The organism is Aestuariimicrobium sp. Y1814 (assembly GCF_050113895.1).
In the GTDB taxonomy this organism is placed as follows: domain Bacteria; phylum Actinomycetota; class Actinomycetes; order Propionibacteriales; family Propionibacteriaceae; genus Aestuariimicrobium.
On sequence record NZ_JBNJRW010000015.1, the window covers coordinates 14065 to 35693 of the forward strand.

The following is a 21629-nucleotide window of genomic DNA, read 5'->3' on the forward strand; positions in this document are numbered from 1 at the left end:
GGTGGGCCCGGTGAGTGCCCCCCAGCGATCGGTGGGCCGCGAGATCCTGGCCCTGGCGATTCCGGCGTTCGCGACGCTGGTCAGCGAGCCGTTGATGCTGCTGGCCGACTCGGCCATCATCGGCCACCTGGCCACCACGAGCCTGGCTGGGCTCGGCATCGCCGGCAACATCATTGGCGTCACCATCGGCCTGTGCGTCTTCCTCGCCTACGGGACGACCTCGTCGGTGGCCCGTCGGTTGGGCGCCGGCCAACGACGTGAGGCGCTCACCGAGGGTTTCGACGGCATGGTGCTCGGGTTCGGCCTGGGCGTGGTGCTGGCCATCGCCATGCAGTTCGTCGGCCCCTGGCTGATCGGTCTCTACCAGCCCAGCCCCGAGGTCGCCGCCGAGGCGACCAGCTACCTGCGGGTCACCGCGCTCGGCTTCCCGGCGCTGCTGCTGATGCTCTCCTCGACCGGGGTGCTGCGCGGGCTGCAGGACACCCGGACCCCGCTCTACGTGGCAATCGGGGTGAACCTGTCCAACATCGGGTTGAACTTCCTGCTGGTCTACGGCTTCGGCTGGGGCATCACGGGTGCAGCCATCGGCACGGTGGTCAGCCAGTGCGCGGCGGCCGGCATCCTCGCCGGGGTGGTGCTGCGCGGCGCCCGGCGTGAGCAGGCGCCGCTCGCGTTTCGTCCGGCTGGGGTGTTGAAGGCTGCCCGCAGCGGGGTGTGGCTGGTGCTGCGGACGCTGAGCCTGCAGTCGTCGATCACCGCCACCACCATCGTCGCGACCCATCTCGGGGCGGTGGGCCTGGCCGCCCACCAGATCGCGAACTCCTGGTGGAGCTTCCTGGCCTTCGCCCTGGATGCGCTGGCGATTGCCTGCCAGGCCATCATCGGACGACACCTCGGTGCCGGTGACGTGGCCCGCACCCGGGCGGTGATGCGCACGGCCCTGGGCTGGGGTGTGCTCGGCGGGGCGGTGCTGGGGGCGGTCATCATTGCCGCGCGCGGGCTGCTGATGCCGATCTTCACCCCCGACCCGGCGGTGCAGGCCCAGCTGGCCGCAGCGCTGCTGGTGATCGGGCTGCTGCAGCCCCTGGCCGGGGTCGTGTTCGTGCTCGACGGGGTGCTGATCGGCGCCGGGGACGCCCGCTACCTGGCGATCGGCGGGCTGCTGGTCGCGCTGGTGCACGTGCCGCTGGTGGTCGCGCTCGACTTCACCGGGCCGGTGCTGTGGCAGTTGTGGGTCGTCTACGGGGTGTTCATGCTGGGCCGCGCGGTGGTGCTGGGGCTGCGGGTGCGCACCGACACCTGGATGCGCGTCGGGGGCTGAGGCGGCGGGTGGTCCGCCATGCCCGCTGTGGGTGGCCTCGATCACCGACGTGTCGGTGGTGCTCGATAGACTCAGTGGCATGAACACAATGCTGTGTCTGGGTGAAGCCCTCATCGACGTTGTCCACTCACCCGACGGTTCGGTGGTCGAACATGTCGGCGGCAGCCCCTTGAACGTGGCTGGTGGACTGACCCGCCTCGACCACCCCACCACCCTGGCCTGCTGGATCGCCGAGGACGACCACGGCGACCTGATCCGGCAGTGGCTGGCCGACCATGTGGTGGCGCTGGCGCCCGGCTCGGAGGCCGCGCCGCGCACCTCGGTCGCGCAGGCCACCGTGGACGAGCAGGGCCAGGCCACCTACGAGTTCGACCTGGTCTGGGACCTGCCGCCGGTCGACGTCGCCGGCGCCACCCACGTGCACACGGGCAGCATCGCGGCCGTCCTGGCGCCGGGCGCCGACAAGGTCTTCGAGGTGCTGCAGCGGGCCGCCGCGCTGGGGGCCACCATCAGCTACGACCCCAACATGCGACCTGCCCTCATGGGATCACCTGCGCTGGTGCGTGACCGGGTCGAAGCGATCATTGCGATCAGTGACCTGGTCAAGGCCTCCGACCAGGACGTGGCGTGGCTCTACCCGGACGAACCCCTCGGCCAGGTGCTGCTGCGCTGGAAGGCGCTGGGGGCCGGCCTGGTGGTGATGACCCAGGGCGTGAAGGGGGCGGTCTTCGTGCACGGTGACGACATCGTCCCGGTGCCGCCGCTGCGGGTCGAGGTGGCCGACACCGTCGGCGCCGGGGACTCGTTCATGGCGGGCCTGGTCTCGGGGCTGCTCGATGTCGGGCTGCTGGGTGCCGGACGCGGGCGGCTGGCCGTCGACGGGCAGCACCAGGGCATTCCCGAGGCGCTGGTGCGGGCGGTGGCGACAGCCTCGATCACGGTGGCGCGCCCGGGGGCCTACGCCCCGACCCGCGACGAGATCGGTGCCGATCCCCGCTGAGGGTCGCCGTCCGGTCGGCCGTGGCCGCCGTCAGGCGAAGGGGTCGAACTCCTCGCCGACGACCGCGGTGCGGGTGGACCCGTCGGGCATGACGACGCTGATGCGCATGCCGTCGGCGAGTTGGCGGCCGCGGCGGGTCTCAACCTCGCCGTCGACGCTGACCAGCCCGCCCTGGATCCACTCGCGGGCCTCACCGCCGGTGTCGGCCAGGCCGGTGTACTTCAGGAACTGGCCGAGCCGGATGGGGTCGTCGCTCATGGTTTCTCCCTCTGGTGGGCGGGTGGGCTGGTGGCTGCGGGGCACGGGGTCAGTGGCTCAGTGAGAACTTCTGGGCCACCCAGCGCAGTCCGGGCGGTGACCACCAGTTCCACTTGCCGAGCAGGCGCATGGTGGCAGGTACCAGCAGGGCGCGCACCACGGTGGCGTCCAGCACGATGGCGACCAGCATGCCGACCCCGATCATCTTCATGAAGAACAGCGGGCTGACCGCGAAGCCCATGACCACCACGCACAACAGCAGGGCGGCGCTGGTGATCAGGCGACCGGTGTTCTCCATGCCGACGGCGACGGCCTTCGTGTTGTCGCCGTGCTTGTCGTACTCCTCCTTGACCCGGCTCAGCAGGAAGACCTCGTAGTCCATCGACAAGCCGAACAACACCGCGAACATCAGCAGCGGTTCGGTCGGGTCGAGGTAGCCCGGGGAGGTGAACCCCAGCAGGCCCTCGAGGTGCCCGTCGGCGAAGATCCAGGTGGTCACACCGAAGGCGGCGCCCAGGCTGAGGACGTTCATCAGCAGCGCCTTGATCGGCAGCACCACCGACCCGAAGGCCAGGAACAGCAGCACGAACATGGTCACCGCGATCCAGCCGAACATCAGCGGCAGGCGTTCACCGACCGAGTCGAGCAGGTCGACGGTGGCGGCGGTGGCGCCGCCGACCAGGACCGGCTCGGGGGCCTCGACGGCACGCAGTTCGCGGACCAGTTGCTGGGAGTCGTCGGACTGCGGCAGTCCCTCCCAGGTCACTTGCAGCAGGGTGGCCGGCTCCTCCCCGGGCTGGGTCTGGTCCATCACGGCCACCGTCTGCACGCCGTCGACGGCCTGCAGGTCGGCGATGTACTCGGTGAGGGTGGCCTGGTCGGTGGCTTGCGGGCCGCGCAGCAGCACGTCTGCCGAGGCGCCGCGGGTGCCGAACCATTCCTCCTGCTTCTCGACGGCGATCACGGCCGCCGACGAGCGGGGCAGCATCGCCTCGTCGATCGAGCCCCACTTCACGCCGAAGAAGGGGATCGTCAGGATGACCAGGGCGATGACGATCGGCACCAGGAAGGCGAAGGGTCGCTTCATCACGGCGGTGGCCAGCCGGTGCCAGGCACCCTCGCCGGCCGGCTTGGGCGGACGGTTCAGGAAGGGCAGTCGTCCGAGGTCGATGTTGCCGCCCAGCAGCACCAGCACCGCCGGCAGCAGGGTGAGGGTCGAGACCATGGCGACCAGCACCGCGGCCATGCCACCGACACCCATCGACTTCAGGAACTCCTGCGGGAAGAACATCAGTGAGGCCATCGAGACGGCCACGGTCAGGCCCGAGAAGAGCACCGTTCGTCCGGCGGTCTTCATGGCGATGACCACGGCCTTCATCGCGTTCTCACGGCTGGTGTCGGGCAGTGCGGCCAGTTCCTCACGGAACCGGGTGACCACGAACAGCGCGTAGTCGATCGCCAGGCCCATGCCCAGGATGGTCACCACGTTCACGGCGAAGACGTTCACGTGCAACACGTAACCCATCGTCCGCAGCAGCGCGAACGAGCCGATGATGGCGGCGATGCCGATCATCGTGGGCATCAGCGCCGCGACCAGGGATCCGAAGATGACGATGGACAGCAGGAACACGATCGGCAGGGCAACGATCTCGGTCTGGACGATCGAGGTGGTCGCCAGGTCGTTGATGTCGTCGTACATCGGGTAGATGCCGGCGATGTGGGTCTCCAACCCGTCGACCGCCACGGCCTCGCGGACCTTGTCGAAGGACTCGAGGCGTTCGTCCTCATTGGTGCCGTCAAGGTAGATCAGTACCATCCCGGAGCGTTGGTCCTCGGAGACCAGGGTGCCCGAGGGGTCGGCGAACCACGGGATGGCCTGCTGCACGCCCTGGTCGTCCAGTTCGGCCAGCTTGTCGGTGACCCGGGTGACCACCTCGGGGTCGGTGACCGTGCCGTCCTCGGCGTGGTACAGCAGGACGAGGTCGGCCCCGGTGTTGCCGAACAGCTCCTGGCGGGCGTCCAGGATCTGCGAGGACTGGGAGTTCGGGTCCTCGAAGCCACCGTTGGTGAGCCGGTCGAACAGGCCAAGGCCCCACATCAGCGCGGCGACGCCGATGAGCAGGCAGGCGATGAGGACCTTCAGCGGGTTGCGGGAGAGGAAACCTGCCCAGAGTGACACCGTGGTGAGCCTTCCGACATCTGGATGCGCCCCGTTCGTGGGCGCGTTCGGGGTCAGTTTATGGCGGCCAGGGGGTGGGGCCGAACCCGTCGCGGCGGTGGTCGTCCGGTCGCCCCCGCCCGGTGGTCCGGCCCCCTGCCCTTCGTCCGGCCTGCCTCCTACCCGCGGATGCGCAGGTTTCGTCTTGGTTCCATCCCTGCCAGTGAGGATTCCGTGCAGGAACCTGCGCATCCGCGGGGTTTGGGGGGCCGGGTGGGGTCAGGGGCCTTGGACGAGGACGCTGGACAGTTCGCCGACGTGGAGGGGTGTGCTGGCTGTGCGGGTGATGGGGATGCTGCCGGTGAAGCCGAGGGCGTCCCAGTGGATGGTCCAGGTGGTGGTGGCGGTGATGGTGTAGTCGGCCTTGTCCTGGTAGGTGTGGCCGCAGTCGGGTGAGGGTGGGGGTGGGGTGATGATCGGGGCTCGTGGGGTCATGGTGTGGCAGGTGATGGTGGTGCCGTCGCCGAAGGTGATGGTGGTGGGGCCCTGGGTGGCGGTCATGGTGATGGTGATGCCCTGCTGGGTGGTGGTGGCGTGGAGGGATTTGGGTTCGGTGGTCCAGATCCAGAGGGGGAAGCCGATGGGGATCATGTTCCACTTGTTGCGGGCTGGGTCGGGGCCGATCTGGATGGCGGGTTCGGGGATGTGGAGGCTGAGGGCTGCGCTGCGGGCGGTGGCGGGGACGTCGATGGGGGTGCCGCTGGCGTCGGTGGGGATGCAGGCGGTGGGGTTGTCGAAGGGTGTCAGGCAGCTGTAGGGCGGTGGTGGCTGGTCGGGTTGTCCCGGTTGTGAGGGGAACGTCGGCGTGGTGATTACGGGAGGGGGAGGGACCACCTTCCACTGCTTGCAGACCAGTGTGTAGCTCCCATCCGTATTGGGGATGCGGACGTACCCGATGCACGTCCGAGTCTCCGCCGTCGCTTGGCTGGGGAGGGGCAAGATGACACAGAGCATCAGGACGGTCAGGACTAGCTTGCGCATGTCTCAACTTCCGTCGCTGCGTTGGTGAACATGCGGAGCCTTCCGTCCGGACCGCGTTCAAACTCCGCAAGGTTTATGATGCGGAACTGCAAGGGCGTGCGCTTGCCTGATTCATCAACGTGGACGATCCCGCTCTGGTCGTCGCAGAATTGAATGCCGATGAGTGCTGAGTCAGCCAAGTTCGTGTGGACGACCGCCACGCGGGTGATGATCGTCCGTCCCTCGAAGTGGCCTGGCTGCTCGTGGCTTGCCTTGAGGACAGCTTCAAGGGTGCTGGCGTATTCTCCGCTGACGAATGCTTTGAGCGGTTCCGGGAGCTCCGCCGCTCCGCCTTGGGACTCGTACTCGTCAATGAGCCGTTGCTGTTCCCGGTAGACCCATTCGGCTTCGGCGGTGAGGGCGGCGGTTTCCTCGGGGGTGGTGGGTCGTGCGGTCACCACCAGGGTCGAGGTCGGGCTGGGGTTGTCCGTCGGGCTCGGGCTCGGTGTGGGCGTCGTGCTCGTGGTGGTCGCCGTGGTGGTGGAAGGGACCGCTGTCGGCAGGATCGGCGAGATCGACGGTGGGGGAGTCGTGGCCCCACTGCCGGGTTGGCAGGCCGCCAGCAGGACGAGTGCGGTCAGCGCGGACACGACGCCGATCAGTCGATGGCGTGGTCGACCAGTGAGGGGAGGTGGGCTGGACACAAGTCCCATCCTCATCGACTCGAGGGCCACATCCCAGCCAGTTCCAGAAATCTGTGGATAACTCCTGGGCGCCGTTCGTCCGGTGACCTTCGTCCGGTGACCCTGGCGGCAGCGGCCCTGATCGTCCAGCCCCTCGTCGGGCCCACTCCCTACCGCGGATGCGCAGGTTTCTGCATGGAATCCGCACTGGCAGGGATGGATCCGTGGCGGAACCTGCGCATCCGCGGGATTGGGGGGGCGGGTCGCTCCGGGGACGAACTCGGGCCGACCACAGGTTCGGGGGCTCAGGCCTCCACCCGGACGAGGAGCGCGCCCTGGTCCATGCGGGTGCGCATCCGGCGGACGGGGCCCATGGGGTCACCGTCGATCTGGCCCTCCACCTCGGTGCTGAAGACGGCATCGGCCTCATGGGTCGTCCAGTGCCGCGTCTGGCGGTGGCCGCGGCGGTGCCGGGTGACGATGTCGGCGACCACGGCGAGCCAGCCCAGGGCCCCGCGGGGGGAGAGCACCAGGGTGTCGAGGTGGCCGTCGTCGGGTTCGGCCTCGGGCACCAGCACCACCCCGCCGGTGAGGATGCCGCAGTTGCACACCATGTACGAGCGCGCGCGGTGCGCACGCCGGTCAGGGCCGGGCAGGTCGTTCTCGACGCGCACCCGGAACCCCCGGTTCAACAGCGCCTTCGCGCCCGACTCGACATAGGCCCACCAGCCGACCAGCTTCTTGAGGTTCTCCTTGGTGTTGGCCATCGTGTCGGCGTCCACGCCCACACCGGCGATCACCAGCAAGACCTCCTCCTCGCGTTCGTCGAAGCGGACGAGCCCGACATCGATCGCCCGGTCAGTCCCGCTCAGGGCCACCGCGAACGACTTGGCGAAGTTGTTCAGCGGCAGGTCGAGGTTGCGGGCGAGCAGGTTGCCGGTGCCCTCGGGAATGATCCCCAGCGGCACGCCGGTGCCGCGCAGGGCGGTGGCGACATGGCGCACCGTGCCGTCACCACCCATCGCGCAGACCAGGTCAGCGCCCGACTCGACGGCTGCCCGGCCCATCCCGATGCCGGGGTCCTCAACGGTCGTCTCGACCCAGTCGGGTTCGCGGTAGCCGGTCTCCTTGCACAGTTCGGCAGCGATGGTGCGACGCTGCTCGAGGTCGTCGATCTTGGTCGGGTTGTAGACGATCGTGACGGTCTTCACGCAGCGACTCTAACCCTGCAAGGCAACCGGGACACCCCAGCCATCAGTTCGGCAGGATGACCGTGCCCGCGTTCGAGGTCACCGCCTCGGTGATGTTGTCCAGGGCGGTGATCACCGAACGGGGCCCACCGTTGCGGATGAAGCGCAGCGCGGCCTCCACCTTGGGGCCCATCGACCCGCTGGCGAAGTGGCCCTCGGCGGCGATCTGCTCCATCTCGTCGAGCCGGACGGTACCCACCTCGCGGGCCTCGGGGGTGCCCCAGCCGATGATGGCATGCGCCACATCAGTGGCGATCACCAGCACGTCGGCGCGCACCTGCTGGGCGAGCAGCGCGGCCGTCAGGTCCTTGTCGATGACCGCCTCGACGCCCTGCACCGAGCCGTCGTCCTTGCGGGCCACGGGGATGCCGCCGCCACCGGAGGCAACCACGATGAAACCGCTGGCCAGCAGGGACAGCATCGCCGGGGCGTCCAGCACCTCCTGCGGGTTGGGCGAGGCCACCACCCGGCGCCAGCCCTTCTCGCCTCGGTCCTCCCACTGCTGGCCGAACGCGATCATCGCCTCGGCCTCGGCCTGCGGCAGGTAGCGCCCGACCGGCTTGGTCGGGGTGGTGAAGGCCGGGTCCTCCCGGTCGATCAGGGTGCGCGAGACCAGTGCCGCGACATGGCGGCTGATGCCGCGCCGCGCCAGGGCGGCCTCGAGGGCGTTGATGATGGTGAAACCGATGGTGCCCTGGGTCTGGGCGCCGCACCAGTCCAGCGGCACCGGCGGCACGACACCGGCGGCCAGCTCGTTCTTGACCAGCAGGTTGCCGACCTGGGGGCCGTTGCCGTGGGTGATGACGACCTCGTGGTCGGCCTCGATGAGCCCGGCGACTGACTCCATCGCGGCTTCGATGGCGCGCCTCTGGTCGTCGGGACGGGCGGCGCCGTCGGGAGCGGTCATGGCGTTGCCGCCCAGTGCCAGCAGAACTCTCATCTCGGGTCCTTTCGCGGGGGAGTGTCTAGCGGGGGTGTCGCCCTCGGACGGGGCTGGTGGTCTCGGCCAGGTCGGTCACGGCCTGCTGCCAGGTGGTGGGTCGCCGGCCCAGCAGCTGGGTCAGCGCCCGGGGTGAGCCCACGAAACCGTGGGCGTCGTAGTGGGCGAACATGGCCAGCAGTTCTGCGCTGGCCCGCAGGTCACCGGCGATCGTCGGCGGTTCGCTGCGTTCGGCGCGCACGTCGATGCCCAGGACCTCACCGGCCTGCGCGGCCATGGTGTGCGCGTCGAGTTCCTCGGGGCCGGCCAACTCGTAGGTGGCGTGCACATGCCCATCATGGACGAGCACCTCGGCGCTGGCCTGCGCCACGTCGCGCAGGTCCACATTGCTGAAGGTGCGGTCCAGTGAGTAGGGCCAGGCCAGTCTGCCCTCCGGCAGGCCGCCCAGCAGGTTCTGGTGGTAGGCGGCCGGCTGCAGGATCGTCCAGTCGAGCCCGCTGGTGCGCAGCAGGTGCTCGGCCTGGGCCTTGCGCAGGTGGTGCGGCATGTTCGGCGCGTAGGGGTGCATCACCGAGTGGAACACCACCCGGCTCACCCCGGCCCGCCGCGCAGCCGCCACCGTGCGTTCCAGCATGCCGACCTCGTCGGCGAACAGGTTCGGGGCACTGTGGTGGATCGCCCGCACCCCGGCGAGGGCTTCGTCAAGCCCGGCACCGGTGACCGGGTCGAGGTCGACGACCTCGACACCGGCGGGCACCCGGTCGAGGGCCGCGGCCCCCGAGCGGGAGGTGCCGCGCACCGGAACGCCGAGGGCCAGGAGGGCATGGGCCACCGCTGCACCGGTCTTCCCGGTCACGCCCAGCACCAGTACCGGCGCCGTTGCTGCTGCGGTGCTCACCTGCTCCTCCTGGCCCTCGGTCTCAGCCGGTCACAGCCAGTCGACGACCGGGGCGCCTCGGCCCTCGGAGTCGAGCTGGGCGAAGCCCGGGCCGCGGTCGAAGAACGGCTCCTCACCGGTGCGGGCGTCGCGCAGTTCAGCGCGCAGCTGCTCGGTGGCGGCCTCGTCGATCACCGGGTTGTCCTTGTCACCCGAGGCGACCACGCCGTAGTCGGCGCGGGCTCCCGCGAAGGAGACCTTGCCCCACGACAGGTCGCGGCGCACCTCGTCGATCGGACGCTCCAGCGGGTCACCCCAGCCGCCACCACCGGTGGTGCGGATGCGGATCACCTCACCGGCCTTGACCGGTTCGGTGTCGACCAGTGCCTCGAGCTCACGCTCGTTGGGGCCACCCGGGTCGATGGTGACCTGGAACGGCTTGCCGGCCTTGCCGCCCTTCACACCCCAGCAGGCCAGGATCGAGCGGTCGGCGATCGACATGAAGTGGGCGTCCTTGAGCATGCGGATGTGCTTCTCGTAGCCCAGGCCACCGCGGTAGCGACCGGCGCCACCGGAGTCGACGGCCAGGCCCAGGCGCTCGACCAGGAACGGGAAGCGGCTCTCGGTGAACTCGGTGGGCAGGTTGCGCGAGTCGGGCACCACGTGGATGGTGTCTTCACCGTCGGAGTAGAACCGCCCACCCGAGCCGCCGCCGAGCACCTCACGCATGAGGTAGTCGTTGCCGTCGCGGTCCTTGCCGTAGACACCGGTGTAGCGGATGGTCTCCTGGTCGGCCGGCATGCGCCCGTCGACGGCCTTGGCGACCACACCGGCGAGCACACCGAGCAGGCGCAGGATGACGAAGGTGCGCGCGTTGGTGGGGCCGGGGTAGATCGGGGTGAGCAGGGTGCCCTTTTCGGGGAAGCGCATCTCGATCAGGGGGACGATGCCCTCGTTGACGTCGAGCTCACCCATCCGCTCGGGGGTGTCGGCCAGGTTGCGCAGGATCGGTGCCAGCCACTTCTTGAGGAAGTTGCCGCCGACGTAGTCACCGCAGTGGTTGATCGGGCCGGCCGCCTGGGCGGCGGTGCCGGTGAAGTCGATGATCAGCCGCGGGCCGTCACCGGGGCCGCCGGTGGCGGTCTTGGTGAGGGTGATGCGCTGGGTGTGCAGCATCGGCTCGGCGACGCCGTCGTGCTCGGCGTAGTCCTCCCACACGTACTGGCCGTCGGGGATCTTCGCCAGGATTTCGCGGCGGTAGATCTCGGTGGTGTTGTCCAGGATGGTGTCGAAGGCGGTCTCGACGGTGTCCCGGCCGTAGCGGGCGAACAGCTCACTGAGTCGTCCGGCGCCCATCAGGCACGCCGAGCATTCGGCGTCGAGGTCGGCGGCCAGCGAGTCGGGCATGCGCGAGTTGCGGGTCATGATCCGCAGCGCGGCCTTGTTCGGCACGCCGGCGTCCCACAGCTTGATCGGGGGCACCGACAGGCCCTCTTCGTGGACGCTGGTCGCCCCCGAGGGCATCGAGCCGGGGCGCGCCCCACCGATGTCGTCGTGGTGGCCGAAGGCCTGCACGAAGCAGACCACCTCACCCTCGTGGAAGACCGGCACGGTGACGCACAGGTCGGGCAGGTGGCCGATGCCACCCTCGGACTCGTAGACGTCGTTGTGGAAGAAGACGTCGCCCTCGCGCATCGTCTCGAGCGGGAAGTCACGCACGATCGGGTGCACCAGCGCCGAGTAGGAACGCCCGGTCAGCTTGCGCAGCTGGCGGTCGTGGATGCCGGCGCGGAAGTCGTGGGCGTCGCGGATCATCGGCGAGCGGGAGGTGCGCGCGATGGCGGTCTCGACCTCCATCTCGACGCTGGCCAGGGTGCCCTGGACGATCTCGACCACGATCGGGTCGACCGGGGTGCCCTCGGGCTGCAGCCGGTTGCCGTGCTCGTAGCTGGTGGGCAGGCCCGCCGGGTTGATCGGCTCGGCGGCGATGTAGGCCTCCAGCGCCTCGCCGGTCAGCGGGGTCAGGCCCAGCATCGAGCCCGAATCGGTGCGGGTGGGTTCAGTGGTGGCGGTCATCGTGCGGCCTCCTTGGTGATGATCAGGTTGGCGTGTTCGTCGACGCGGACGTGGAAGCCGGGGTGGACAGGAATGGTGGAGCCGAACTCCTCGATGATCGCCGGGCCGGTGATCTGGTCGCCGGCCAGCAGCTCCGGACGCCAGTAGACCCCGGTCGACACGCGACCCTGGTCAGCGTCGAAGACGACCTCACGGGTGCTGCGGCGGGCACGGGACTCGACATCGGCGGCACCCTCGTTCGAGGCGATGGTGACCACCTCGGGACGCTTGATCGGCCCGATGCCCGAGACACGCAGGTTCACCCACTCGACTTGCTGGGAGTCGTCGCCGCGGAAGTTGTAGTTGTACAGCGCCTGGTGGGCGTCGTGGAAGGCTTCGGTGACCTGGTCGGCCCATTCGCGGGTGATCTCACCGGCGGGGGCATCGACGCGCACCTCGAAGGCCTGGCCGAAGTAGCGCAGGTCGACGCTGCGGGCGAAGACGTGGTCCTCGGCGGCGAAGCCCTCCTGGGACAGGGCCTCGGCGGCACGCTCGTGCAGCTCGTCCAAGGTCTTGGCGATGGCCTCGAGGTCGAGGTTGCGGTCCTTGGCGACCTGGGTCTGCACGTAGTCGTTCTTGACGTCGACAGTCAGCAGGCCGAAGGCGGAGACGTTGCCCGGGTTGAGCGGGACGACCACACCGGCCAGGTCGAGGATGTCGACCAGGCTGCAGGCGAGCAGCGAGCCGGACCCACCGAAGGTGGCCAGCATGAAGTCACGCACGTCGAGGCCACGCTTGACCGAGATCTGGCGCAGCGCGTTGGCCTGGTTCCAGGCCGAGATCTCGAGGATGCCGGTGGCAGCCTTCTCGGGGCTCAGGCCCAGGCGAGCGGCGAGCTCGGCGATGCCGTTGGCGGCAGCCGCCTCGTCCAGCGGGATCTCACCGCCCAGCAGGTGCGGGGGGATGCGGCCCAGGAAGACGTGGGCGTCGGTGATCGTGGGCTCGGTGCCGCCCTTGGCGTAGCACAGCGGGCCCGGGTCGGCGCCGGCCGAGTGGGGGCCGACCTTGAGCTGGCCCTCGGGGGTGGTCCAGGCGATCGAGCCGCCGCCCGCACCCACGGTGACCACGTCGATCATCGGGATCTTGGACGGGAACGCGCCCACCGAACCCTCGGTGGTCAGGGCCGGTTCGCCGTCGATGACCACGGTCACGTCGGTGGAGGTACCGCCACCGTCACAGGTGAGCACCTTGTCGAAGCCGGCGCGCCGCGCGATCAGCCCGGCACCCAGCGCACCGGCGGCGGGACCGGACAGCACGGTGGTGATGGGCTGGTGGACGACCTCGGTGGCCGAGAGCACGCCGCCGTTGGACTTCATGATGTAGAAGGGGATGCGCTCGCGGCCGGCGTCGTTTGCGCCGGTGAACTGGTCGAGCCGGTCGTGGATGTTGGTGACGTAGCGCGAGACCTTCGGCTTGACGGCGGCATCGACCAGGGTGGTCATCGAGCGCTCGTACTCGCGGTACTCACGCAGCACCTCGCTGCTGAGCGAGACGATCGCCTCGGGGTGCTCCTCACGCAGGATCTCGCGCATGCGCAGCTCGTGGCTGGGGTTGGCGTAGGCGTGCAGGAAGTTCACGCCCAGGGTGTTGATGCCCTTGTCGCGGAACCAGCGGGCGGTGGCGCGGGCACCCTCCTCGTCGAAGGGGCGCACCTCGTTGCCCTCGAAGTCCATCCGGCCCTCGACGGTCTTGACCAGGTCGGCCGGCACGATGCGCTCGGGCTTGACCCAGAAGTAGGAGTTGCCGTAGCCGTCGGGCACGGCCTGGCGGGCGATCTCGAGGACGAACTCGTAGCCGGTGGTGGTGATGAAGCCGAGGGTGTCGACCTTGCCCTCGAGCAGCTGGTTGGTGGCCACCGTGGTGCCGTGCGAGACGGCGGTGATGTCGTCGCCGGTCGCTCCGAGCAGGTCGAGCACCTTCTGGACACCGTTGATGAACCCGTCGGCGGGGTTCGATGGCGTCGAGGGGGTCTTGGTGGTGGTCAGGGTGCCGGCATCCTCGTCGAAGGCCACCACGTCGGTGAAGGTGCCTCCGGTGTCGATGCCGATGCGAATGCGTCGCGCTTCCTGCGTCATGTGCGTCCTTCCATCGGCTGTTGCTTGGGGAAGATTCAACTTGCCGGGTGGGGGGTGAATCGTCGTCAACATCTGCCAAAGCAGGGACGATTCAGTGGGCAGTTTGGTGAGTATGTGTGACAAAGCTGGGCATGAAGCGCCAAAGAAGCGCCCGAAGGCCGTGCCGTGGGTCGCCAGTCGCAGGAAACAAGTAACCAGCGGCCCGATTTCGGCGTTTTGGCCACCGATGGAGGCCGCTGGCTACTTGTTTGCTGCGCTGGGCAGCGTCGCCGGGCTGGTGGGTGGCCCGGGTGGACGGACGCCGCCGACCCCGGGGTGGGGTCGACGGCGTCGTCCGGTGTTGACCTGCTCAGTACAGGGGACCTGGCCCCCCGGGCTCAGCCCTGGTACTGGTAGCCGGTGGGCTGCTCACCGAGGTCGATGATGGCGGCGACGGGGCCACCACCCTCGGGGCCCTGGTGGGCGGCCGAGACCGACACGAAGACGGCCGGGTCGCCGGTGACCGAGGCGGTCACGCCGCCGACGCACGACTTGATCTGGCGGTGCCAGTGCACGTCGGAGTCGTCGAGCATGGCGTTGCGGCGCCCGCGGACGGTGCCGTCCTGGCTGGCCTCGCACTTGAGGAAGACGTTGACCAGTCGTCCCTGCAGGTCGCTGGAGTGCGGCCGGTCGGGCAGCTCGAGGCCGGCGTCCTTGATGGCGTTCCAGATGCCGTCGGCGTCGAGGGCGTCGTTCATCACGGAGTGGCCGATCTTGTAGCGCCCGCCGATGCCCTTGGCGTTGCCGACCACGACCACCTGGGCCTGGTCGAGTTCGACACCGGACGAGCACGAGGCGACCGAGGAGTACTTGTCACGGGAGTGCATGACGTCCTCGTCGGCGATGTCGGTGACCTCACCCAGCGCCTTGGCGATGCCGAGCGCGGTGCAGCCGTTGGAGAGGTCCATCGACTCGTGGGTGTGCTCGGTCCAGACCTGCTTGCCGCGGGCCTTGGCGTCGCGGATGGTGTGGATGGTCAGCAGCGGGGTCTTGGTCTGCACGTAGTGCACGTCGGCGGGGTCGGTGATGCCGGCGCGCTCCATGGCGACCTTGACGGCCTCGGCGACCTTGTCGACCATGCCGACGTAGCCGATCTCTTCGGGGGCGATGGGCTCGCTCATGGCGAAGCCGACGGTCAGGCGCGGCTCGTCGGACGGCTCGACCTTCTCTGGGGCGACGGTGGCGAAGATGGTGGCGTGGGGGCTGATCACGCCGTCGGTGCCGCCCGACCAGACGATCGGGACGCCCTTGACCTTCTCGGGGTCGGCGCCCTTGGAGGTGAGCATCTCGCGGAAGGCGCGGTCGGCGATGATGCGGGTGTAGTCGTTCACACCGCCGTTGCCCTCGGTCTTGCCGATGATGGCGATGACTCGGTCGGCCTCGAAGACGCCCTCGTCGATGAGCTTGCCGAGCTCGGAGGCGTCCGAGACGGAGTGCAGAGGAACCTTGCGGACCTCAATGGCTTCTGGCATGGGTGCTTCCTTTCATGGGGTGAATCTGTGTGGATTGTGTCGGATGTCTGTGGGTGTGCAGGGGGTCGCGCCCCGCAGGGTGTGGCGTGGGGGTGCAGGGGGTCATCCCCCGCAAGCAAATCAGTGCCTTGCTTCGCGGTCGTGGTTCTTGCCGAGGTAGGCCGGCTGGCGGACCCAGCGCAGGGCAAAGACCATCACCAACAGTGTGGCGACGAACGGCAGCATCGAGATGAACTGGTGCGGAATCCCCAGGCCACCGACCTGGGCGCGCAGGGCGAGCACCTCCAGCCCGGCGAAGAAGGCCGCACCGCCCATGATCAGGGTCGGGCGCCAGCCACCGAAGAACGCCAGGGCGATCACGAGCCAGCCGCGTCCGCCGACGATGCCCTCGGTGTAGGTGCCGGTGAAGGCCATCGGCAGGTAGGCGCCGGCCATGCAGATCAGGGCCGAGCCGAGCGCGGTGCAGACCAGACGCACGCGGGTGACGTTGACGCCCAGCGAGTCGGACGCCTTCGGGTTCTCACCGACCGAGCGCACCTTCAGGCCGAGGTTGGTCTTGTAGAGCACCCACCAGATCACCAGGCCGATGAACAGCGCGAACCAGACCATTGCATCCTGGGTGATGACCGGCCCCAGGAAGGGGATGTCGGACAGCAGCGGGATGTGGATACGTTCCAGGGTGTTGATCAGCGGCGGGGTCAGGGTGACACCGACCGAGACCTTGTAGACCAGGGTGGCCAGGCCCATCGACAGGAACAGCAGCGCCAGGCCGACCACAAACTGGTCGAGCTTGTAGCGGGTGGTCATGACCCCCATCACCAGGCCCAGGACGATACCGATCAGGCCGGCGGCGATGATGCCGACGAAGTTCGAGCCCGTGGCCCAGCCGACCACGAAGCCCAGGGAGGCGCCCAGGGTCATGTAGCCCTCCTGGGAGACGATGAACACGCCCGACCGTCCGGCCAGGGCGGTGCCCTGCGCGGCGAGCACGAAGACCGCCATGGAGGTGAGCATGAGTTGCAGGAAGGAAACTACTTCAGCCATTGTTCCGTCCCTTCAGACGTGCGGCCACGATGTCGGAGAACAGCAGGAACAGCAGGATGAGGGCCTCGACGATCAGCACCATTTCCGCCGGCACGCCGGCGCTGCGCTGCATGGCGCTGGCGCCGACCTCGAGCACGGCGATGCCGAAGGCCACGAACGGGACGACGGCGACCTTGCCCCGTGAGATCAGGCCGATGATGATGCCCAGCAGCAGGTAGTTGGCCTGCATGCCCTCGATGAGTTTGCCGTGGACGCCGGCCACCTCGATGGCACCGGCCAGGCCGCCGATGGCGCCACCGACGACCATGGCGCCGAAGGCGACGCGCGAGTTGCGCACGCCGTGCACCTGCGCGGCCCGGGGGTTGGCGCCGACGGCGCGCAGCTCGTAGCCGGGCAGGGAGCGCATGACCCCATGGACGCAGAAGAACAGCACGATCACGGCCAGCAGGACACCGGTGTGCATCCCGCCGATGGAGGGCAGCAGGCCGCCCTCACCGATCGGCCAGGTGGTCGGGTGGCCGGCGGCCGGGTCACTGTAGACCTCAGCAGCGATGTAGTCGACGATGTAGAACGAGACGAAGTTCAGCAGCACCGTCGAGAGGATCTCGTTGACGCCGAAGCGTTCACGCAGCCAGGCGGCGATCGAGATGTAGAGCGCACCGGCGATGACACCGGCGAGCAGCACTACCGGCAGCAGCACGAAGCTGGGGGCCGACTTCAACCAGATGCCGACCACGGCGCTGGCGGTGGCACCGATCAGCAGCTGGCCCTCACCACCCATGTTGTTGCGGCCGGCGGCCAGCGGGATGACGAAGCCCATGGCAATCAGCACCAGGGGGACCCACTTGTGCAGGGTTTCGACCAGGCCCCAGCGTGACTGGAACGAGGTGGTCAACACCGACTCGAAGGCGAGGAACGGGTTGTGGCCCATGATGGCGATGATGATGCCGGCCACCAGGAAGGCACCGAGGATCGAGATGATGTAGGGCACCACGCGGGCGGCGATGCCATTGCCGCGCGGGGCGGCCAGTGCAACGGCTGTCATGCTGACACCTCCAGACCAGCCATCAGGCGGCCGAGTTCGTATGGGTCGTAGTTTCCGCGGGAGCGTTCCCCGACCAGGGCCCCGTCGAAGAGGACGTTGATGCGGTCGGCGAGCACGGTCAGCTCGTCCAGGTCTTCGGAGATCAGCAGCACCGAGGTGCCGGCGGCGGTGGCGGCCCGCACCTGGTCGTAGACGAACTGGGTCGAGGCGATGTCGAGCCCGCGGGTGGGGTTGTGCAGGATCAGCAGCCGGGGGTCGTGGCCGAAGGCCCGGGCCAGGATCACGCGCTGGATGTTGCCACCGGACAGGGTGGCCGCCGGCGCGCTGGGCCCCGACGCCTTCACCTTGTACTTGGTGATGATCTCCTGGGTCTCCTGCTCGGCCAGCGACCAGTCGACCAGCCCGTGCTTGCGGAACTTCTTGCGGCGCTGGTGGCCGAGCAGCACGTTCTCGGTGAGGGAGCGGCTGGGCAGGATGCCGTCGCGGTGACGGTCCTCGGCGACGTAGGCCACGCCGCCGGCGAGCCAGTCACGGGTCGGACGACCGGTCAGGTCGTCGCTGTCGACGGTGATGACCCCGGAGGTGAGCGGGCGGACCCCGGCGATGGCCTCGGCCAGTTCGACCTGGCCGTTGCCGGCCACACCGGCGATGCCGACGACCTCACCCTTGCCGATGTCGAGGGTGACGTCATTGATGGCGCCGACCCCGGCATCGTTGGTGGTGCTCACCCCCTTGATCGTGACCCGCGGCTCGAACTGCTTGACCTCGAACTCGCTGAGCGCGAACTCGCGGGTGACCATCCCCTCCTGCACGACGGCCGCGACCCGGTCGGTCTCGGTGTCGCCGACCATCATGGCCGCCAGTTCGGTGGGGTCGGTGTCGGCCCGGTTGACGGTGCCGATGCGGCGGCCCTCACGCATGACCGTGAGCCGGTCGCAGACCGCCATCGTCTCCTTGATCTTGTGGGTGATGAACACCACCGACATGTCCTCGTCGACGATCTTGCGCAGCGAGGCGAACAAGTCGTCGACCTCCTGCGGGGTGAGGTTGGTGGTGGGCTCGTCCAGCGCCAAGATCTTCGCGCCCCGGTAGAGGGCCTTGAGGATCTCGACGCGCTGGCGGATGCCGACCGGCAGGTCACCGACGACGGCGCGTGGCTTGACCGCCAGGCCGAACTGCTGGGAGAGCCGTTCGACCTCCTTCTCGGCCTCGCGCAGGTCGAGCTTCGGGAACGTCGGCTGGTCGGTGCCCAGCACGATGTTCTCGAGCACCGTGTAGGTGTCGACCTGCAGGAAGTTCTGGTGCACCATGCCGATGCCGTGCTTGATGGCGTCCTTCGGGCCGGTCAGGGTGAGGCGTTCACCGTCGACGGTCACGGTGCCCTCGTCGGGCTTGTAGAGGCCGTAGAGGATGTTCATCAGGGTGGTCTTGCCTGCCCCGTTGCCGCCGAGCAGGCCGTGCACCTCCCGCGCGTTGAGCGTGAGGTCGATGTCGTCCAGGGCCAGCACGTCGCCGAATCGCTTGGTGATGTCGGACATCACCAGCCGGGCTGCTTGTGCCTGCGGGGTCGTTTTTGTCTGCGTGGTCATGGGTCCTGCCCTCACTTGACGGGGGTGGTGTCCTTGACCACCACGATCTTGCCGGAAATGATGTCGGCCACGGCCTGGTCGACCTTGGCCCGCACCTCGGCGGGCACCCGGTCGGGCATGACGATCTCCACACCGGTGTCGAAGCCCAGCGGCAGGTAGCCGGTGCGCTGCCCGGCCAGGATGTCGCCGACGATGTCGTCCAGCGGCCCGACGAAGTCGTAGACCACCGACGCGCCGGCGTCCTCGGGGCTGAACTGGGACTTGTCGGTGTACTTGCCGACGATCCACTGCTCCCGGTCGTCCTGCTTGGCGGCCTGGAAGACCCCGACCATGCCCATGTTCATCGAGCCGATGATCACGTCATTGCCCTGGTCGGACATCTGCCGGGTGATCTGCTGCGCCTTGGTGGGGTCGTTGAAGTTGCCGGTCCACACCGAGGTGAGCTGGGCGGACGAGCCGGTGTCGGTCAGCGCCTGCTGCACCGCGTGCACCTCGGAGTAGGAGAACGGCAGTGACAGGCCGCCCACGTAGCCGATCTTGCCCTGCTTGGTGAGGGCGCCGGCGAGCACCCCGATGGGGTAGAAGGCGTTGTGGAAGTTGCGGTCGATCACCCACAGGTTGTCGGGCAGGTCTTCCGGCTCGGCGTCGAACTCACCGATGAACGAGACTTCGGGGAACTCGAGGGCCAGCTTGAGGGTCTGCTGGTAGTACTGGCTGCCGTGCGACCACACGATGGTGTAGCCGTCGGCGACGTACTCGCGCATGACGCGTTCGACGTCGGGCACTTCGACGTTCTCACTGAACGAGGTGTGGGCGTCGTACTTCTTGGCCGCCTCGTCGAGCGCGACCCAGCCCAGGGCGTTGTAGTCGGCGTCGGTCACCGCACCGGAGAAGACTCCTGCGATGCGGATGGGCGAGTCCGGGTTCCCGGACGGTGCTGTGGCCGAGCAGGCCTGCAGCAGGAGGAGGGCGAATACAGCGGCGAACACCCGTAGGCGCACACCAAACAGTCGCGGAACTTTCATCGTTGACCTCATCTGGGTGTGGTGGGGTAGGGGGTCGGCCCGGATGGCCGATCCCTTGCGGGTAGAACTGTGGGGTTGTGGCGGGGTCGGGGGCGCTAGCAGCTGGGCACGGCGTTGCGGCTGTGGGGGAAGGCGGTCCTTGCTTCGCCCTCGAGCTCGGCCCGGTGGGTGCGGATCAGTTCGAGGTTGCGGTCACGCAGGTGGTCGAAGCCCTGGCCGATGTTGCTGCCCTGGGTGAGGCTGCCGAGCGCCTGCTCGGGGTCGAGGCGGGCTGCCACCCAGCCCTCGTGGGAGGCGGCGCGGGCGATGATGTTGGCCGTGGGGGTGACGATGTGGCTGTTGCCGAAGTAGATCACCCCGGACGGGTCGATGCCGGTGGCATTCGCGCCGACGACGAAGACGTGGTTGTCGTAGGCCCGGGCCCGGGAGGTGAGTTCCCACAGGTCGGCGCTGCGCAGCAGCGCCGAGGGGCGCAGGATCACCTCGGCCCCCTTCACCGCCTGGATGCGGGACAGTTCGGGGTAGTCACCGTCGAAGCAGATGATCATGCCGATGGTGCCCAGCTCGGTCTCGACCACGCACACGTCGTTGCCGGCGGTCACCCACCCGCCGCGTTCGGCTGACTCGGAGAAGAACGGGTGGGTCTTGTCGTAGGTGCCGAGCACCGACCCGTCCGGCCCGACCAGCGCCGCGGAGTTGTAGACGACGCCGCGCTGTTCGCCGCGGCGGTAGGTGCCGACGCACAGGTGGACGCCCAACTCGGCGGCGACCTCCTGGTAGGGGGTCAGGATGGGTCCGGGCACCTCGGTGACCAGGTCCCACAGTTCCTCGACGCTGACCCCGGGGGTGAACCCGGTGGTCACCGATTCGGGCAGCACGAGCAGTTCGGCGCGGGTGACCGCCACGCACTCACGGATCATCGCGACCGCACGCTCGGCATTGACCTGGATCGACTCGGTGGTCAGCGGCCCGGGGGCGGGGTTCAGCTGCAGGGCGGCAGCGTTGAAGGCTCGCATCGTTCAGCGCCTCCCTGCCAGGATCCCGACCAGGACTCCCACCAGGGCGATCAGCGCCCCGACGACGGCAGCCCCGAGCAGGGTGGTGGACGACGCCGCAGCCGCGGCGGCGGGGGCCTGGTGCACGGCGCGAGCCGGCTGGGGACCGGGGGCGGCTGCACCCGCCGCGGGGGCGGCAGCAGGACTGGCGGCAGGACCAGCGGCATCGTCCGCGGTCCCGGCCTCGAGCGGGGCAGCCTCGGTCGCGGCAGCGCCACCGTTGGCGATGTCGGCGTCGATGGCGGCGAAGAACTGGGTGGCCATCTTGCGGGCCACTCCCTGCAGCATCCGCTGGCCGACCCCGCCGATGGCCCCGCCGACCGACGCGTCAGCGGTCCAGTTGATGTCGGTGCCACCGTCGGCGGCCGGCGCCAGGTGGACCCGCACATCGGCGGAGATGGTGCCCGGCCCCCCCTGGCCGGCGGCCTTGAGCAGGAAGGATTCGTGCTCGACGTGTTCGGTGAGCGCGACGTTGCCCGAGTAGGTGCCCTTGATGGAGGCGACGCCGGCCTTGATGGTGGCCTTGTAGGCGTCCTTGCCGGTCTCCTCCAGCGACTGCAGGCCGGGGATCGTCCGGGTCAGCACGCCGGGGTCGTGGAAGGCGGCCCAGGCGACGGGGCCGGGGGCGTTCATGTGGGCGGTACCGGTGATCTGCATGGGTGA

Annotated in this window: 18 protein-coding genes; 2 read left to right on the top strand and 16 right to left on the bottom strand. The window is 68.9% G+C overall.

Translation table 11 applies throughout. From position 1 onward, the window contains the following. Positions 1–10 precede the first annotated feature (10 nt). Together ACQE3C_RS13940 and ACQE3C_RS13945 are read left to right on the top strand one after the other, a co-directional pair. Entirely contained in the window at positions 11–1321 is a 1311-nt protein-coding gene (locus tag ACQE3C_RS13940; RefSeq protein WP_434539753.1) for an MATE family efflux transporter, read from the top strand. A 79-nt stretch (positions 1322–1400) separates the two neighbouring features. Next, positions 1401–2321: a carbohydrate kinase family protein gene (locus ACQE3C_RS13945; protein ID WP_434539754.1), complete on the top strand. Its 921-nt coding sequence runs from the start codon at positions 1401–1403 to the stop codon at positions 2319–2321. A 30-nt stretch (positions 2322–2351) separates the two neighbouring features. Here ACQE3C_RS13945 and ACQE3C_RS13950 read toward each other — a convergent pair whose 3' ends face one another. The 16 genes from ACQE3C_RS13950 to ACQE3C_RS14025 all read right to left on the bottom strand — a co-directional run bounded on the left by ACQE3C_RS13950 (position 2352) and on the right by ACQE3C_RS14025 (position 21623). Beyond that, positions 2352–2579, bottom strand: a complete 228-nt coding sequence (locus ACQE3C_RS13950) for an RNA-binding S4 domain-containing protein (protein ID WP_434539755.1) — start codon at positions 2577–2579, stop codon at positions 2352–2354. A 49-nt stretch (positions 2580–2628) separates the two neighbouring features. Then, positions 2629–4758: an MMPL family transporter gene (locus ACQE3C_RS13955; protein ID WP_434539756.1), complete on the bottom strand. Its 2130-nt coding sequence runs from the start codon at positions 4756–4758 to the stop codon at positions 2629–2631. Between the two features lie 258 nt (positions 4759–5016). After that, positions 5017–5631: a hypothetical protein gene (locus ACQE3C_RS13960; protein WP_434539757.1), complete on the bottom strand. Its 615-nt coding sequence runs from the start codon at positions 5629–5631 to the stop codon at positions 5017–5019. A 134-nt stretch (positions 5632–5765) separates the two neighbouring features. Then, on the bottom strand, positions 5766–6407 hold the full coding sequence (locus ACQE3C_RS13965; RefSeq protein ID WP_434539758.1) for a hypothetical protein: 642 nt from the start codon (positions 6405–6407) through the stop codon (positions 5766–5768). Between the two features lie 338 nt (positions 6408–6745). Next, complete coding sequence (locus ACQE3C_RS13970; RefSeq protein ID WP_434539759.1) at positions 6746–7651, bottom strand: diacylglycerol/lipid kinase family protein; 906 nt, start codon at positions 7649–7651, stop codon at positions 6746–6748. Between the two features lie 43 nt (positions 7652–7694). Then, complete coding sequence (locus tag ACQE3C_RS13975) at positions 7695–8630, bottom strand: carbamate kinase (protein WP_434539760.1); 936 nt, start codon at positions 8628–8630, stop codon at positions 7695–7697. Between the two features lie 25 nt (positions 8631–8655). Then, on the bottom strand, positions 8656–9528 hold the full coding sequence (locus ACQE3C_RS13980) for an SDR family oxidoreductase (protein ID WP_434539761.1): 873 nt from the start codon (positions 9526–9528) through the stop codon (positions 8656–8658). 30 nt (positions 9529–9558) lie between these two features. After that, on the bottom strand, positions 9559–11583 hold the full coding sequence (locus ACQE3C_RS13985) for a hydantoinase B/oxoprolinase family protein (protein WP_434539762.1): 2025 nt from the start codon (positions 11581–11583) through the stop codon (positions 9559–9561). Further along, positions 11580–13697 carry a hydantoinase/oxoprolinase family protein gene (locus ACQE3C_RS13990; RefSeq protein ID WP_434539763.1) on the bottom strand — a complete coding sequence of 706 codons (2118 nt, stop codon included), beginning with the start codon at positions 13695–13697 and terminating at the stop codon, positions 11580–11582. Before ACQE3C_RS13990 ends, ACQE3C_RS13985 begins: the two co-directional genes overlap by 4 nt. Before the next feature lie 377 nt (positions 13698–14074). Beyond that, positions 14075–15208: a ring-opening amidohydrolase gene (locus ACQE3C_RS13995; RefSeq protein ID WP_434539764.1), complete on the bottom strand. Its 1134-nt coding sequence runs from the start codon at positions 15206–15208 to the stop codon at positions 14075–14077. 120 nt (positions 15209–15328) lie between these two features. Then, a complete protein-coding gene (locus ACQE3C_RS14000) occupies positions 15329–16252 on the bottom strand; it encodes an ABC transporter permease (protein ID WP_434539765.1) in 924 nt (307 codons plus the stop codon). After that, positions 16245–17297, bottom strand: coding sequence for an ABC transporter permease (locus ACQE3C_RS14005; protein ID WP_434539766.1), 1053 nt, complete (start codon positions 17295–17297; stop codon positions 16245–16247). Before ACQE3C_RS14005 ends, ACQE3C_RS14000 begins: the two co-directional genes overlap by 8 nt. Further along, positions 17294–18886, bottom strand: coding sequence for an ABC transporter ATP-binding protein (locus tag ACQE3C_RS14010; RefSeq protein ID WP_434539767.1), 1593 nt, complete (start codon positions 18884–18886; stop codon positions 17294–17296). The genes ACQE3C_RS14005 and ACQE3C_RS14010 overlap by 4 nt, the downstream gene beginning before the upstream one ends. Before the next feature lie 11 nt (positions 18887–18897). Next, entirely contained in the window at positions 18898–19911 is a 1014-nt protein-coding gene (locus ACQE3C_RS14015) for a BMP family protein (protein ID WP_434539768.1), read from the bottom strand. 95 nt (positions 19912–20006) lie between these two features. After that, positions 20007–20927 (bottom strand): carbon-nitrogen hydrolase family protein, encoded by a 921-nt coding sequence (locus ACQE3C_RS14020; RefSeq protein ID WP_434539769.1) that lies wholly within the window; start codon positions 20925–20927, stop codon positions 20007–20009. A gap of 3 nt (positions 20928–20930) precedes the next feature. After that, positions 20931–21623 carry an SRPBCC family protein gene (locus tag ACQE3C_RS14025; protein ID WP_434539770.1) on the bottom strand — a complete coding sequence of 231 codons (693 nt, stop codon included), beginning with the start codon at positions 21621–21623 and terminating at the stop codon, positions 20931–20933. Between the last annotated feature and the right edge of the window lie 6 nt (positions 21624–21629).